General features: G+C 46.2%; 17 protein-coding genes. 4 read left to right on the top strand and 13 right to left on the bottom strand.

Annotated features, from left to right (window positions below):
- Positions 1–14: 14 nt before the first annotated feature.
- Both ftsH and rlmE read right to left on the bottom strand, forming a co-directional pair.
- Positions 15–1,934 (bottom strand): ATP-dependent zinc metalloprotease FtsH, encoded by a 1,920-nt coding sequence (gene ftsH / locus A3IE_RS0113465; protein WP_033407212.1) that lies wholly within the window; start codon positions 1,932–1,934, stop codon positions 15–17.
- 57 nt (positions 1,935–1,991) lie between these two features.
- Positions 1,992–2,612: a 23S rRNA (uridine(2552)-2'-O)-methyltransferase RlmE gene (rlmE, locus tag A3IE_RS0113460; protein ID WP_020396145.1), complete on the bottom strand. Its 621-nt coding sequence runs from the start codon at positions 2,610–2,612 to the stop codon at positions 1,992–1,994.
- A gap of 37 nt (positions 2,613–2,649) precedes the next feature.
- Between rlmE and yhbY the strand changes: the two genes are divergently transcribed.
- On the top strand, positions 2,650–2,952 hold the full coding sequence (yhbY, locus tag A3IE_RS0113455; protein ID WP_020396144.1) for a ribosome assembly RNA-binding protein YhbY: 303 nt from the start codon (positions 2,650–2,652) through the stop codon (positions 2,950–2,952).
- A gap of 53 nt (positions 2,953–3,005) precedes the next feature.
- Here the strand turns inward: yhbY and A3IE_RS0113450 are convergent, their stop codons facing one another.
- From A3IE_RS0113450 to A3IE_RS0113400, 11 genes are all read right to left on the bottom strand, one after another.
- Positions 3,006–3,434 carry a F0F1 ATP synthase subunit epsilon gene (locus A3IE_RS0113450; RefSeq protein ID WP_020396143.1) on the bottom strand — a complete coding sequence of 143 codons (429 nt, stop codon included), beginning with the start codon at positions 3,432–3,434 and terminating at the stop codon, positions 3,006–3,008.
- 16 nt (positions 3,435–3,450) lie between these two features.
- Positions 3,451–4,830, bottom strand: a complete 1,380-nt coding sequence (gene atpD / locus A3IE_RS0113445; protein WP_020396142.1) for a F0F1 ATP synthase subunit beta — start codon at positions 4,828–4,830, stop codon at positions 3,451–3,453.
- A 48-nt stretch (positions 4,831–4,878) separates the two neighbouring features.
- Complete coding sequence (atpG, locus tag A3IE_RS0113440) at positions 4,879–5,733, bottom strand: F0F1 ATP synthase subunit gamma (RefSeq protein ID WP_026154940.1); 855 nt, start codon at positions 5,731–5,733, stop codon at positions 4,879–4,881.
- Positions 5,734–5,748: 15 nt separating this feature from the next.
- A complete protein-coding gene (atpA, locus tag A3IE_RS0113435) occupies positions 5,749–7,290 on the bottom strand; it encodes a F0F1 ATP synthase subunit alpha (protein WP_020396140.1) in 1,542 nt (513 codons plus the stop codon).
- Between the two features lie 15 nt (positions 7,291–7,305).
- A complete protein-coding gene (locus A3IE_RS0113430; protein ID WP_020396139.1) occupies positions 7,306–7,842 on the bottom strand; it encodes a F0F1 ATP synthase subunit delta in 537 nt (178 codons plus the stop codon).
- Between the two features lie 11 nt (positions 7,843–7,853).
- Positions 7,854–8,324 (bottom strand): F0F1 ATP synthase subunit B, encoded by a 471-nt coding sequence (locus A3IE_RS0113425; RefSeq protein WP_020396138.1) that lies wholly within the window; start codon positions 8,322–8,324, stop codon positions 7,854–7,856.
- 44 nt (positions 8,325–8,368) lie between these two features.
- Positions 8,369–8,653: a F0F1 ATP synthase subunit C gene (gene atpE / locus A3IE_RS0113420; protein WP_020396137.1), complete on the bottom strand. Its 285-nt coding sequence runs from the start codon at positions 8,651–8,653 to the stop codon at positions 8,369–8,371.
- A 92-nt stretch (positions 8,654–8,745) separates the two neighbouring features.
- Positions 8,746–9,603, bottom strand: coding sequence for a F0F1 ATP synthase subunit A (atpB, locus tag A3IE_RS0113415; protein WP_026154939.1), 858 nt, complete (start codon positions 9,601–9,603; stop codon positions 8,746–8,748).
- A 44-nt stretch (positions 9,604–9,647) separates the two neighbouring features.
- Positions 9,648–10,001, bottom strand: a complete 354-nt coding sequence (locus A3IE_RS0113410) for an ATP synthase subunit I (RefSeq protein ID WP_020396135.1) — start codon at positions 9,999–10,001, stop codon at positions 9,648–9,650.
- Positions 10,002–10,359: 358 nt separating this feature from the next.
- Positions 10,360–11,106, bottom strand: coding sequence for a LytR/AlgR family response regulator transcription factor (locus A3IE_RS0113405; RefSeq protein WP_020396134.1), 747 nt, complete (start codon positions 11,104–11,106; stop codon positions 10,360–10,362).
- Between the two features lie 7 nt (positions 11,107–11,113).
- A complete protein-coding gene (locus A3IE_RS0113400) occupies positions 11,114–12,157 on the bottom strand; it encodes a sensor histidine kinase (protein ID WP_020396133.1) in 1,044 nt (347 codons plus the stop codon).
- Between the two features lie 227 nt (positions 12,158–12,384).
- Here A3IE_RS0113400 and argH point away from each other — a divergent pair, with 227 nt between their 5' ends.
- The 3 genes from argH to mobB are packed head-to-tail and all read left to right on the top strand — an operon-like array spanning position 12,385 to position 14,923.
- Positions 12,385–13,797 carry an argininosuccinate lyase gene (gene argH / locus A3IE_RS0113395; RefSeq protein WP_020396132.1) on the top strand — a complete coding sequence of 471 codons (1,413 nt, stop codon included), beginning with the start codon at positions 12,385–12,387 and terminating at the stop codon, positions 13,795–13,797.
- 2 nt (positions 13,798–13,799) lie between these two features.
- Positions 13,800–14,393 (top strand): molybdenum cofactor guanylyltransferase MobA, encoded by a 594-nt coding sequence (gene mobA / locus A3IE_RS0113390; RefSeq protein WP_020396131.1) that lies wholly within the window; start codon positions 13,800–13,802, stop codon positions 14,391–14,393.
- A complete protein-coding gene (gene mobB / locus A3IE_RS0113385) occupies positions 14,390–14,923 on the top strand; it encodes a molybdopterin-guanine dinucleotide biosynthesis protein B (RefSeq protein WP_020396130.1) in 534 nt (177 codons plus the stop codon). Before mobA ends, mobB begins: the two co-directional genes overlap by 4 nt.
- Positions 14,924–15,043: the final 120 nt, after the last annotated feature.

Here is a 15,043-nt window from a genome sequence, read left to right as displayed (position 1 = left end):
ACGAATGAAACAAGTTAATGGAGACTAGCCGTTCCACCTAAAACTGGCTCATCAGGCTCAGCTTGGGGACGGTTTGGTGCAGAAGGCTTACCGCCTTTTTCATCATCAGTCCAATCCGCCGGTGGTTTTGGCTCTTCACCTCGCATAATCGCCGCAATCTGCTCTTGATCAATGGTTTCATATTTCATTAATGCTTGAGCCATCGCATGAAGTTTATCCATATTCTCGACTAGAATCGTTTTAGCACGGCTATAGTTACGATCAATCACTTCACGGATTTCCTTATCGATCGCATGGGCAGTGTCATCTGACATATGCTTATGCTGAGTGACTGAACGCCCTAAGAACACCTCACCTTCATCTTCGGAATAAGCCAAAGGCCCCATGCTGCTAGATAAGCCCCATTTCGTGACCATGCTGCGCGCAATATTGGTAGCACGCTCAATATCATTCGAAGCGCCAGTCGTTACCCCTTCAAAGCCATAAATCAGCTCTTCAGCAATCCGACCACCATACAGGCTTGAAATTTGGCTTTCCAAACGTTGCTTACTCGCACTGTAACGATCTTCCTGCGGTAAATACATGGTCACACCTAAGGCACGGCCACGCGGAATAATACTCACCTTATAAACGGGATCATGCTCAGGCACATTCAAACCCACAATCGCATGGCCCGCTTCATGATAAGCAGTCGCTAACTTTTCCTCATCCTTCATGACCATGGACTTACGCTCAGCACCCATCATGATCTTATCTTTCGCTTTTTCAAACTCGATCATATCGACAGTGCGCTTATTAGAACGTGCTGCAAACAAGGCCGCCTCATTCACTAAATTCGCCAAATCCGCACCAGAAAAGCCAGGTGTACCCCGTGCAATTAATGATGGCTTTACATCATCGCCTAAAGGGACTTTACGCATATGCACACGTAAAATTTGCTCACGGCCACGCACATCAGGCAATGGAACAACTACTTGACGGTCAAAACGGCCCGGGCGCAATAAGGCTGGGTCTAGTACGTCTGGACGGTTGGTCGCTGCAATAACGATAATGCCTTCACTCCCCTCAAAGCCATCCATCTCGACTAATAATTGGTTTAAGGTTTGCTCGCGCTCATCATGACCACCACCTAAACCAGCACCACGTTGGCGCCCCACAGCATCGATTTCATCAATGAAAATAATGCAAGGCGCGTGTTTCTTAGCTTGTTCGAACATATCGCGCACGCGAGATGCACCAACGCCCACAAACATTTCGACGAAATCAGAGCCGGAAATACTAAAGAAAGGAACTTTTGCTTCACCCGCAATCGCTTTTGCTAATAAAGTCTTACCTGTGCCCGGTGAGCCAACCATTAAAACACCGCGTGGAATTTTACCACCCAATTTTTGGAATTTGCCCGGATCACGTAAAAACTCAACTAACTCACCGACTTCTTCTTTGGCTTCTTCGCAGCCTGCAACATCGTTAAAGGTGACTTTAACTTGGTCTTCGGTCATCATGCGTGCACGGCTTTTACCGAAGGACATAGCCCCACGACCACTTCCACCGCCTTGCATTTGGCGCATGATATAAATCCATAAGCCAATAATCAGCAATAAAGGCACTGAATTAACAACGATGTCCCACAAAATAGAACGCTCTTCTGGTGGAGCTGCATTCACCACTACTTTATGTGCCAACAAATCGGTGATCATCTGGGGATCATCGGGTGGCATATAAGTCATAAAAGGCACGCCATCTTGGGTCTTACCAATAATTTTTTGGCCTCTAATATCCACTTCTTTAATAGCACCACTGCGTGCACTATTAATAAATTCTGAGTAAGAGACCGTGGTTGCAGACTGAACGGGCGCACTGAACTTGCTGAACACTGCGATCATTACAAATGCAATAACGGCCCAGATCAGTAAATTTTTTGTTAAATCGTTCAAGAAATTTCTCCGTTTCCACAGGTAAGCGCCCATCGCTACCCTGCTTGTTTCTCAATATTAAACCATAAAGCCCTGGGCAAGCACATAAACTTCACGACTACGGGGTCTTGAGGCGCTAGGCTTACGAATTTTTACGGTTTTAAAGTGTTGACGCATGTCGCGCAAAAACGCCTCTGAGCCCTCACCTTGAAACAGTTTGACTAAGAAAGCACCTTGCGGGCGTAACACTTTGATAGCCATATCCAAGGCTAATTCACATAAGTACATAGCACGTGGCTGGTCAACCGTATCCATACCACTCATATTGGGTGCCATATCCGAAATAACAAGATGCGCTTTATCGTCACCCAATAATTCAAGCAGCTGGTTTAAGACACTTTCTTCACGAAAATCGCCTTGCACAAACTCCACAAAAGCCAAAGGATCCATCGGTAAAATATCACTCGCCACAATCCGTCCGTTTTTTCCTATTAATTGGGCTGCATACTGACTCCATCCGCCGGGGGCAGCACCTAAATCAATAATTTTGAAATTCGGTTGAATGATCCGATCTTTCTCTTGAATTTCTTTTAATTTGTATACAGCGCGTGAACGATAGCCTTCTTGTTGTGCTTTTTTGACATACTCGTCATCAAAATGTTCACGCAACCATTGGTTACTACTCTTACTTCTTGCCATACTATAACTTTATCACACCATTTCTCTGGAAAATCTGATGGAACTCACGGACGCACAACGCAAACACCTAAAAAGTCTCGCCCACACACTCAATCCTATTGTGATGGTGGGACAGCATGGCTTGAAGGATACCATACTTACCGAACTGGATAAGGCGTTGGAATATCACCAATTAGTAAAGATCAAAATTAGCGTAGGTGATCGTGAAGCACGAGATGAGGTTTTGGAGGCGATTTTAGCCCATGCCAGTGGGGCAGTACTCATTCAAAAAATTGGTAATGTGGCAGTGTTGTATCAGCGCAATTTAGAAAGACCGAGTTTATTCCACACTGTCGCTTAGTCTCACATAAAAAAGGCTCCTTAAGGAGCCTTTTCAGGGTAATGGTTAAGCGATTAACCTTGGCGTGATTTGCCGATACGGCGCAACATTTCCATTTGCGCTTTAGCAGCTTCCAGCTCAGCTTGTAATGCCTCATAGTTGAGATCCGCAGGATCTTTTCCTTCTAAAGCATCTTTCGCACGCTTAACAGCTTCACTCGCCTTGGCTTCGTCCAGATCGTCAGCACGAATCGCTGTATCTGCTAATACAGTGACTACGTGCGGTTGAATTTCAACCATTCCACCCGAGACGAACATAGACCCTTGGCTTCCATCAGCCGCACGATAACGCAATTCGCCCGGACTTAATTTAGAAACCAATTGCGCATGACGTGGTAAAATATCCATCGCACCTAAAACACCCGGTACGACTACATCTAACACAGTGCCTGAGAACATACGTGCTTCGGCACTTACTACGTCTAGCTGTATCGTATTGGCCATCAGACTGCCCTCCTAATTAGAGCTTCTTAGCCTTTTCGATGGCTTCGTCGATATTGCCGACCATGTAGAACGCTTGCTCTGGCAAACTATCGTGATCACCATTCAAAATAGCTTTAAAGCCCGCGATCGTTTCTTTCAATGGGACGTATTTACCCGGAGAACCGGTGAACACTTCCGCCACATGGAAAGGCTGAGACAAGAAACGTTGGATACGACGCGCACGTCCTACCACTTTCTTATCATCTTCCGACAATTCATCCATACCCAAAATCGCGATGATGTCTTGCAGCTCTTTATAACGCTGTAATACACCTTGTACGCCACGAGCGGTGGTGTAATGGTCATCACCGATGATTTGTGGATCGAGCTGACGCGAGGTCGAAGCTAAAGGATCTACCGCAGGATAGATACCTAATTCCGCAATGTTACGTGACAATACTAAGGTCGCGTCTAAGTGCGCGAAAGTAGTAGCAGGAGACGGGTCAGTTAAGTCGTCCGCTGGGACGTAAACAGCTTGGAATGAGGTGATAGAGCCTGTTTTGGTAGACGTGATACGTTCTTGCAGAACACCCATCTCTTCCGCCAAGGTCGGCTGATACCCTACCGCTGATGGCATACGACCTAACAAGGCTGATACTTCTGTACCCGCCAAGGTATAACGATAGATGTTATCCACGAATAACAATACGTCACGACCCTCATCACGGAAGTATTCCGCCATGGTCAAACCGGTCAAAGCGACCCGTAAACGGTTACCCGGTGGTTCATTCATCTGACCATAAACGAGGGCTACTTTGTCGATAACGCCACCTTCTTTCATTTCATGATAGAAGTCGTTACCTTCACGAGTCCGCTCACCCACGCCCGCGAATACAGACAAACCCGAGTGCGCTTTCGCGATGTTATTGATCAATTCCATCAGGGTTACGGTTTTACCGACACCCGCACCACCGAACAGACCGATTTTACCACCCTTAGCAATAGGCATGATCAAATCGATAACTTTGATACCCGTTTCTAAGATATCAATCGAAGAAGATTGATCTTCATAAGAAGGGGCAGCGCGGTGGATGGGCCACAACGTTTCCGCTGCCACATCACCTTGCATATCAATCGGACGGCCTAACACGTCCATGATACGGCCTAAAGTGCCTTTACCGACCGGAACCGAAATCGGCTTTCCAGTATTGGCCACCGACATACCACGTTTCAAACCATCCGATGCACCCATCGCGATAGTACGCACAACACCATCACCTAACTGAATTTGGACTTCCAGTGTCAGTCCATCATGCTCAGCTACTGTGAGAGCATCGTAGACGGCTGGCACAGCGTTACGTGGAAACTCCACGTCAACGACCGCACCGATAACTCCAACGATGTTTCCAGTACTCATTGAGACTAGTACCTCTATAAAAGTAAGTTCTTAACAGCTGGCCCAGTCTTAAACTGCCGCAGCACCCGCTACAATCTCGGAGATTTCCTGCGTGATTGCCGCTTGACGCGCTTTGTTATAGACCAGTTGCAGCTCGTGAATCAGTTTGCCCGCGTTGTCGGAAGCGCTTTTCATTGCTACCATCCGCGCCGCCATTTCGCACGCTACATTTTCAACAACCCCTTGATAAACCAAGGATTCAATGTAGCGTTCCATCAGGGTATCGACGATCTCTTCCGCATTGGGTTCATAGATATAATCCCAATGGTAGCTAATTTCTTGCTCGTTGGACGCCTGAATCGGAATCAACTGAGTCACTTGAGGTTTCTGCGTCATACTGTTGACGAATTCATTTTCGACCAAGTAAAGACGATCAATCTTGCCAGCATCATACGCATCCAGCATTACCTTAATCACACCGATTAAATCAGTGAGTTTGGGCGCATCACCTAAATGACTCTTTTCAGCCACTAGGCCATAACGACGAAATGCTGCAACACCTTTATTACCGAACACCGCAATGTCGACTTCCACACCTTGTTCGCGCCACGCAGCCATACTTTGTAAGGCAGTTTTGAACAAGTTTACGTTTAAGCCGCCAGCCAAACCACGATCAGAAGATACAATAATGTATCCTACGCGTTTGACAGGGCGTTCGAGGGTGTAAGGATGCTTATACTCCAGATGTCCCTTCGCTAAATGGCCGACTACCTGACGCATTTTTTCAGCGTAGGGCCGACTAGCCCGCATTCTGTCTTGCGCACGGCGCATTTTAGAAGCAGCGACCATTTCCATAGCTTTGGTGATCTTTCGAGTATTCTTGATACTCTTGATCTGCGATTTTATTTCCTTAGCACCTGACATGGGATCAACCTCCCCTTACCAAGTGTTCTTAGATTTAAAATCGTCTAACGCTTTACCTATTGCTTTCGCAATATCGTCATCAAATTTGCCGCCATCGTTAACTTTATTCAGTAACTCTGACTGGCTAGAACGCAGGTAGCTCAATAAAGCAGCCTGGAAATCCACGACTTTATTTACCGCTACATCGTCTAAATAGCCGTTGTTAGCTGCATATAAAGCAATACCGATTTCAGCAGTAGACATAGGTGAATACTGAGGCTGTTTCATCAGTTCAGTAACCCGTTGACCACGCTCTAATTGTTTACGAGTAGACTCATCCAAATCTGACGCGAACTGTGAGAACGCTGCCAATTCACGATATTGTGCTAAGTCCAAACGTACACCACCGCCCAGCTTCTTAACGATCTTCGTTTGTGCCGAACCACCAACGCGTGATACTGACAGACCCGCATTGATCGCAGGACGAATACCCGAGTTGAACAGATCGGTTTCTAAGAAGATTTGACCGTCAGTGATGGAGATAACGTTGGTCGGAACGAATGCCGATACGTCACCTTCTTGCGTTTCAATAATCGGCAATGCTGTTAAAGAACCCGTTTTACCTGTTACTGCACCTTTAGTAAGACGCTCAACATAAGCCGCATTTACGCGTGATGCGCGCTCTAACAAACGCGAGTGCAAGTAGAAAACGTCACCGGGATAAGCTTCACGACCGGGTGGACGACGTAACAACAAGGACACTTGACGATATGCCCACGCTTGCTTGGTTAAGTCATCATAAACGATCAGTGCATCTTCACCACGGTCACGGAAATACTCACCCATCGCACAGCCCGCATAAGGCGCTAAGAACTGCATAGAGGCTGGGTCAGAAGCATTGGCGGCCACGACAATGGTATAGTCCATGGCGCCATGCTCTTCTAACTTACGTACCACCGCTGCTACGGAAGAAGCCTTTTGACCCACCGCAACATAGATACATTTAACACCCTTACCTTTTTGGTTCAGGATGGTGTCAATGGCGACCGCCGTCTTACCGGTTTGGCGGTCACCGATAATCAATTCACGCTGACCACGGCCAACAGGAACCATCGCGTCTAACGCTTTAATACCGGTTTCTAACGGTTGGTCAACCGATTGACGATCGATAACGCCAGGGGCGATTTGCTCAACAGGCGCGAAACCATCGTTTTCTACCGCGCCTTTACCATCGATAGGTCTACCTAAGGCATCAACGACGCGACCTAGCAAGCCACGGCCTACTGGGGTTTCTAAGATACGACCCGTACATTTAACGGTGTCACCTTCTGTAATGACTTTATAGTCACCCAGAACGACCGCACCGACAGAATCACGCTCCAAGTTCAGAGCTAGACCAAAGGTTCCGCTTGAAAATTCAATCATCTCGCCGGACATAACATCAGCTAAGCCGTGGATGCGGACGATACCGTCCATAACGGAAACAACGGTACCCTCTGTACGTGCTTCAGCGCTTGCTTCGAAGCTACTGATGCGCTTCTTAATCAGATCACTGATTTCAGTTGGGTTAAGTTGCATTTACTAATTCCTCAGTTATCGGCTCAAGGCCGCCTTCATATCTTTCAGACGACTTTGAATCGAACCGTCAATCACGAGGTCACCGGCACGAATGATAGCACCGCCCATTAAAGAGCTATCCACACTCGTCGTGAGCTTGACATTACGTCCAAAGCGTTTTTGGAGCGCCGCAGTGAGCATCTTTTGCTGCTTATCATCTAGCTTGTAAGCTGAAACAATATCAACGTCGACCGTACCTTCTGCATCAGCTCGCATCTGCTCAAACAGAACCGAGATTTCAGGCAATAAGGCAAAACGATCATTTTCTGCTAGCACGTTCAGCAAATTATGGCCTTTGTCGTATAACGCATCACCTGCGATATCCGCAATCAAGTCCACTTTTTGCTCTTTACTCAAACGTGGGTTTGCAAGCAGCTTGGCAGCACCCTCTGCTGACACTACCGCAGACATGGCAGCTAATTGTGCCGACCAGTTTGCCAACGTCCCGTCTTGCTGCGCCATCTCAAACACAGCTTTCGCGTAAGGACGGGCAGCGGTTGTCAATTCAGACATGGTTCACCACCTTAAATTTGCGCGGCCAGTTCATCCAATACTTTCGCGTGCACCTTTGCATCGATTTCTTTGCCAAGAATCTTTTGCGCACCATCAACCGCTAAAGCAGCCACTTGGGAACGCAAACCTTCACGCGCACGTGAAACTTCCTGATCCAATTCAGCAGTAGCAGCGGACTTAACGCGATTTGCCTCTTCCAAGGCAGTATTCTTAGCTTCTTCAACGATCTCTGTCGCACGACGTTGCGCTTGAGCAATGATGTCAGCGCTTTCTTGTTTAGCTTTTTTGAGTTCATCCGCTGCTTTTTGACGAGCAACTTCTTCCTCTTGCTTACCTTTTTCAGCAGCGGCTAAACCAGAGGCGATACGAGCTTTACGATCATCCAGCACTTTCATCATTGGCTCCCAAAGTACGCCTTTGATGAACCAAACCAAGATCGCAAACACGATAACTTGGCCGATCAGTGTAGCTGTAATATTCATGTTAATCTCCGAATGTTAAGGAACAACAATTAACAATCGGGTGATTAGCCGCCAATCGCTGCTTGGAATGCGCTAGCAAATGGGTTAGCGAAGATGAACCACATAGAGATACCTAAGACGATCATCGGGAACGCTTCCATCAAACCACCAGTAAATAACATCTGGCCAGTTAATTGAGCGCGCATTTCTGGCTGACGGGTAATACCTTCGAGGAACTTAGAGCAGATTAACGCCCAACCTAATGCAGAACCGAATGCAGCGGCTGCCAACACGATACCAACAACGATAGCAGTGCTTGAGTAGATACCGGCAAGTAATTGTGGATCCATTTGGAGTCTCCTAAAAATTAAAGAAAATCAAAAAATGTAAAGTAAATCTGCTGTTGTGTTAAGAGCAACGCCTGAACGCTGCTCTACACAACTTAATGATGCTCGTCGTGGCCGCCTTGGCTAGCCAAACTTAAATACACAATCGTCAACAACATGAAAATGAAGGCTTGGAGGTTAACTACCAAAATATGGAAGATCGCCCACAAGGTTCCTAAAGCGATTTGTGCTGGCATTGCCCACACGGAGAAAGCTAATAAAGCAATCAAGAGGAACAACAATTCGCCTGCGAACATGTTTCCGAAGAGACGTAAGCCAAGACTAACGGGTTTGGCGATCTCTTCGATCACGGTCATAATAATGTTGAACGGCATCGCGTATTTGCCGAAAGGGTGATACAAGAAAGACTTCAGATAACCCACTACACCTTTAGACTTGATGTTGTAATAGATGATTAAGAAGAATACACAAATGGCTAAGCCAAACGTACCATCTAGATTCGTGGTTGGAACGACTTTCAAATAAGAATGATGCGGATCGCCAACGAACCAAGCGTAGATACCTGCTTTCAAGCCTGGTAATAAATCAACTGGCAATAAGTCCATCGAGTTCATCAGGATAACCCAAATGAAGATGGTAATAGCAATCGGGCCTACATTGCGGTCAGCACCCGGAAAAATATCTTGAACTTGTTGATTGACGAACTCGACCACAGCTTCAACTGCATTTTGTGCACCTGAAGGTTTATCTGCGCTGAGATTCGAACCAATCTTCCAAGCTACATAGGCGAAAATACCTGCGAGTGCAGCACTAAATAAAAACACATCGAGATGGAATACACCAAAGTCAACAATGTTTACTTGCTGACCGGGCTCTACTCCAAGGCTCCAATTGTTCAAATGGTGCTGGATGTACTCAACAGGTTTTGATATTGCTGGCTCAACGCTGCTCACAATTTACCCCGTACGCTAAAGTTAAAAAACCTGTGTTATCGTCGTTATCGCGCCGCTTGACGCGATCCCGCCAACATATAAGCTACTTGAGCTACCATGAAGGTAACTAATAGTGGAGTGACAGGAAATTTCAGATATCCCAATCCAAAACCCAAACCACCCAAAACCAACACAAAACGCAGCACTATCACCCCGTATAGGTGATATAAGCTTTGCTGTGGGTTAGTTTTTGCTATTTCCTCCACCTGAGCACCACGACTTTTCAGTAACAGAGTGCTCACTAATGCAATAGCGCCGCCATATAGGGCAGGCGTTAATGCTGCTTCGCCTTGATAAAACACGAAACCAATCGTGCTTAGTAGTATCAAAGTAGCTTGAATAATCAGTACGCTTTGCATGCGTTCCCAGACTTGAGGGGTAGACCCTAACTAAATGCCCGTGGAGTATAGAGATAGACTAATATAGGGTCAACAGTCTATCGAGTGATAGCTGAACAATAAGTAAATTTTAACAAACCAAACTGAATAAAACGGCACTTAAGACGCCATTTTGGTAAGGATTGAACAAGATCATTCTTAAGCGTCTGTTCAATTGAAGTGGCAACAGGCTGAGTCGGCTATAACACACCTGACTAGGATGGGCTGAACTTAGATAAGACGATTGTGCAGGCTGAAAAAACGCTTAGCTTGTAAACCTAGTAAGTGTACTCATAAAAAAGGCCGAACAAGTCGGCCTTTAATAAAAACCACATCCTAATTAGCGACCACGCACAAAACGGCGCACTTCAGCTAAATGGCGGCGACTGACTTCTAGTTGATCGCGGACTTTATCCAAGGTGATTTGGGTACGACCCACATCAGACTTGGTTAAACCCGTAATACGGCTCTTAGCGACTAAGGCATTGCGGTGAATACGAATAAAACGATCCGCTAAATCGTTTTCAAGTGATTTGAGTGATTCTTCAATGATGACTTCACCGCCATTGTGGCGCACTGTGACGTATTTTTGGTCTGCTTGGAAATAAACGACATCTTCGATAGGGATTAACTCCAAATTACCACGCATACGCGCGCAGATATGCTTGCGTGCTGAGCGTTGGCCGCCAGTACGTTGCTCTAACATTTCTAAGCGCTGTGCACGGTTCAATGAGCGGGCCTGTTCTAGACTTTGTAATAATTGTTCTTGTCTTATCGGCTTCATAAGATACCCTGTTGCTTTTGTTGAAAAGGCTTCTAGAGCATATTCACCATACGCTGTGGTAAATATGACGGCAGGTGGCGTTTCCATTTTGGCAATATGTCTTGCAGATTCCAGACCATCCATTCCCGGCATGGTAATATCCATCAACACAATATCGGGTTGGAAACGTTCCACCATTACGACAGCTTCAGCCCCGTTTTCGGCTTCAGCACAAACTGAATAATCTGCACAACGTGCAATTAATCCTTTAATCCGCTCGCGAGCATATTCTTCGTCATCAACTACTAAAATCTTAATAGACATTTATTATTTACTCCTTGGGGATGGAAAAAGAGACGCGGTACTGCTGGGGAGTTTTTTGAATTTGCAGATTAGCGCGATCTCCATAAGCTAACTTGAGGCGATTTTTCATATTTTCTTGGGCAATATGATTACCCTTTTGATGTGCATTCGCATTTTCTGGAGGCAGTGGATTGGTCACTGAAACAATTAACTCTGGGCCAGCATCGTACAAACTGATCCCGAGTGTTCCTCCGTCTTTTCTGGGCTGTATACCATGATAGATGGCGTTTTCGACTAAAGGCTGCAAGATGAGCGGTAGGATAGGCATGTCAAATGGCAAGGTATTTCTATCCATATCCCAGACTACTGTTAGTCTTCTTTTACCTAAACGCAGACCCTCCATCCGAAGATAACGCATGGTCACATCAAGCTCTTCTTGCAAAGAAATACGAGTCCGACGATCTAGGGTGGTACGCATAATATCGGCAAGGTCAAGAATGGCTTCTTCCGCCTGCTCAGGATCTTTATGAACTAAATGCGCTACGGTATTTAAACTATTAAATAAAAAGTGTGGGCGCATTCTCGATTGCAAGGCTTCATATTTAGCGCTGGAATCAGCTTCTACAGAGGCCTCCCATTGATTTTGAATATAGAAGTAACGCAATAGTAATAAGGTAATACCAAGGCTAGTAATTAAGTTCTTAACAAAGAAAAAAATAATATCAATTAATTGTTTATTCGGTGATTGGCCGTGCATAGCCAATAAGCCCATTAATGAAGCAGCGAGTGTAAAAAAGAGCACAATAGCAACAATAATAATGGTTGCCGCTTTTACGGAGGTGGGGTGATAAAAACGATTAACTAGGCAGATAGTTAACAAAGAAGAAAAAACGACCCAAGCCGCAAATAAGGAGTGCAAGCCTAGTTTTAGCAAGAAATCCACCAAAGAAGTGGCTACTCCCAGCGCTAGTATGGCCGCTAAGAGGAGTGTCCCTGCTAATACGCGCCAGAGTGCTTGAGCGTTACAGAGGTTAGGCAAGTAAGCTAATGTTTTAATTGTCGATGCTGACATTATTATTTTTCACTTTCGTCTCGACCTGACGAGGTCGTGGGCAGGCCCTCACCTACCACCGGAACGTCACGTTTATTATTATTGTATGTCTCATTGGTTCCAGCGCTTTCACGGCTGTCTGCGAAAGATACTATAGACAAACGGCTTACTGTATGCTGAAGGCTTTGAATCAGTTTCGCCACAGTGCATAATGTTCGCCCATTCTATCTTTTGGCAGCCTCGCGATTATGACGCAAAACACCGACCACTCGTCAAACCCAGCCGATAAACCATGGGGTGGACGCTTTACTGAATCCACGGATGCTTTCGTGGAAGCCTTTACTGCTTCGATTCCGTTTGATAAGCGCTTATACAAGCATGACATTCAAGGCTCACGTGCTCACGCCCAAATGCTAGGCAAAGCAGGCCTATTGTCACCGCAAGATGTGGACGCCATCCTGAGCGGTTTAGCAGTGATCGAAAGCGAAATTGAAGCGGGGCACATGGAATGGAAAGTGTCGCTGGAAGACATTCATATGCATGTCGAATCGCGCCTCACGGATCGGATTGGTATGGCCGGTAAACGCCTGCACACTGGACGCTCACGCAATGACCAAGTCGCTACCGATATTCGTCTTTGGTTACGTGAGCAAATCGATGGCTTGGCGCACGAACTGACGCGTTTGCAAAGCGCCTTAGTAGAGTTGGCCGCGCGCGAAGCTGCTACTATTCTCCCTGGCTTTACTCACTTGCAAGTAGCGCAACCGATTACCTTTGGTCACCATATGCTCGCGTGGTTTGAAATGCTGCAGCGTGATTACGAACGCCTACAAGATTGCCGTAAACGTCTCAATGTGATGCCTTTGGGTGCAGCAGCCTTGGCGGGGACCACGTATCCGATTGATCGTAACTATACCGCAAGTTTACTGGGTTTCGATTATCCAGCGCGCAATTCGTTGGATGCCGTAAGTGATCGTGATTTTGCGATTGAGTTTTTGTCTGTAGCATCCTTAATCATGATGCATTTGTCGCGCTTCTCAGAAGAACTGATTCTGTGGACCTCAGCCCAATTTGATTTTGTGCGCTTGCCGGATCGCTTTTGCACTGGCTCCTCGATCATGCCGCAGAAAAAGAATCCGGATGTACCAGAATTAGTCCGTGGCAAAAGTGGGCGTGTATTCGGACATTTAATCGCCCTGTTAACACTGATGAAAGGCCAAACCTTGGCTTACAACAAAGATAATCAAGAAGACAAAGAGCCGCTATTTGATACAGTGGACACCTTATTTGGTTGTTTGCGTGCTTTCGCCGATATGATGCCGCATATTCAACCTAAGCCTGAAAAAATGCGTCGCGCTGCCTTGCAAGGTTTCTCGACGGCGACCGATTTAGCCGATTATTTAGTGCGTAAAGGCTTACCCTTCCGTGATGCCCATGAAGTTGTTGGCAAAGCTGTAGGTTTAGGAGTGAAAACCGAGCGCGATTTGAGCGCAATGACTTTAGCAGAGCTACAAAGCTTCTCACCAGTGATTGAAGAAGATGTCTTCGCCGTATTGACCTTAGAAGGTTCAGTGGCAGCGCGTGACCATTTAGGTGGTACGGCTCCGAATCAAGTGCGCCAACAAGTTGAATTTGCACGCCAATTATTAGCGGCACGTTAAGCATGAATGCCGCCCAAGCCCGTACTGAAATCACAGGTGTCATTCTAGCAGGTGGCCGTGGGCAACGTTTGGGCGGCCAAGACAAGGGACTCATCGCTTGGCAGGGTCGGCCTTTAGTCGAACACATTATTGAGCGTTTAAAACCACAAGTGGCTACGCTCTGCATTAACGCAAATCGCAACATGGCCGCCTATCAAGCCTTTGCGCTAAGCGTAATACCCGATCAATTAAGTGATTTTCAAGGCCCTTTGGCAGGTATTGCTTGTACCTTAGCGACGGTACACACGCCGTTTGCCTTGATAGCCACGTGCGACGCGCCCCTGCTGCCAAACGATTTGGCACAACGCCTCTATGCTGCCTGCCACCATGAATCCACGGCTATTGCTATCGCGCATGATGGTATCCGCCCACAATATTTACATGCTCTGATTCGCACGAACTTGGTCGCTGACTTAAGGGATTACTTAACGCGTGGTGAGCGTAAAGTGGCAGCATGGTATGATGCGCATCCCGTGAGCTTTGTTGATTTTTCCAACTCAGCCTCGGCGTTTCATAATGTGAATACGCCTAATGATTTAGTGGTACTGCCCTCATGATCAAAAGCCACACGCCAATCTTAGGTTTTTGCGCTTGGAGTGGTACGGGAAAAACCACTTTAATAGAGCAATTGATCCCACTCTTGAACGCTAAAGGGTTACGTGTCGCACTGATCAAACATACGCATCATCATTTCGATATGGATCAACCGGGAAAAGATAGCTATCGCTTTCGCAAAGCGGGGGCACAACAGGTGGTATTAGCCTCCAGCCAACGCATTGTTTCATTACTAGAAACGCCTAACCAAACTGAAGCCAAATTAGAAAGTATTTTAGCGCACATTCAAGTAAATCAATGCGATTTAATTTTGGTCGAAGGTTTTAAACACGAGGCCCTGCCCAAAATTGAATTGCACCGCCCTGCTCTCCAAAAGCCGCTACTTTATCCTGAAGATCCTAGCATTATTGCGCTTGCGAGCGATTTTAAATGTGATCTTACTAACTCACCAAACGCCCTGCCTTTTTTAGATTTAAATAAACCTGTTGAAATTGCAGACTTTATTATTCAGTATTTTGCCTTGCAAGCTTAGCAAGCACCAAATAATTAGCTTAAAAAATCAACACTCTTTCACGCTAACTCGCGAATATCCCCATTAAACAGACGCATATCCATTCATCACAATCCCTAGATAAACCAAATTGATACATTG

Source organism: Thiolinea disciformis DSM 14473, from assembly GCF_000371925.1.
Lineage (GTDB): Bacteria > Pseudomonadota > Gammaproteobacteria > Thiotrichales > Thiotrichaceae > Thiolinea > Thiolinea disciformis.
This window is presented reverse-complemented; position numbering and strand designations above follow the sequence as displayed.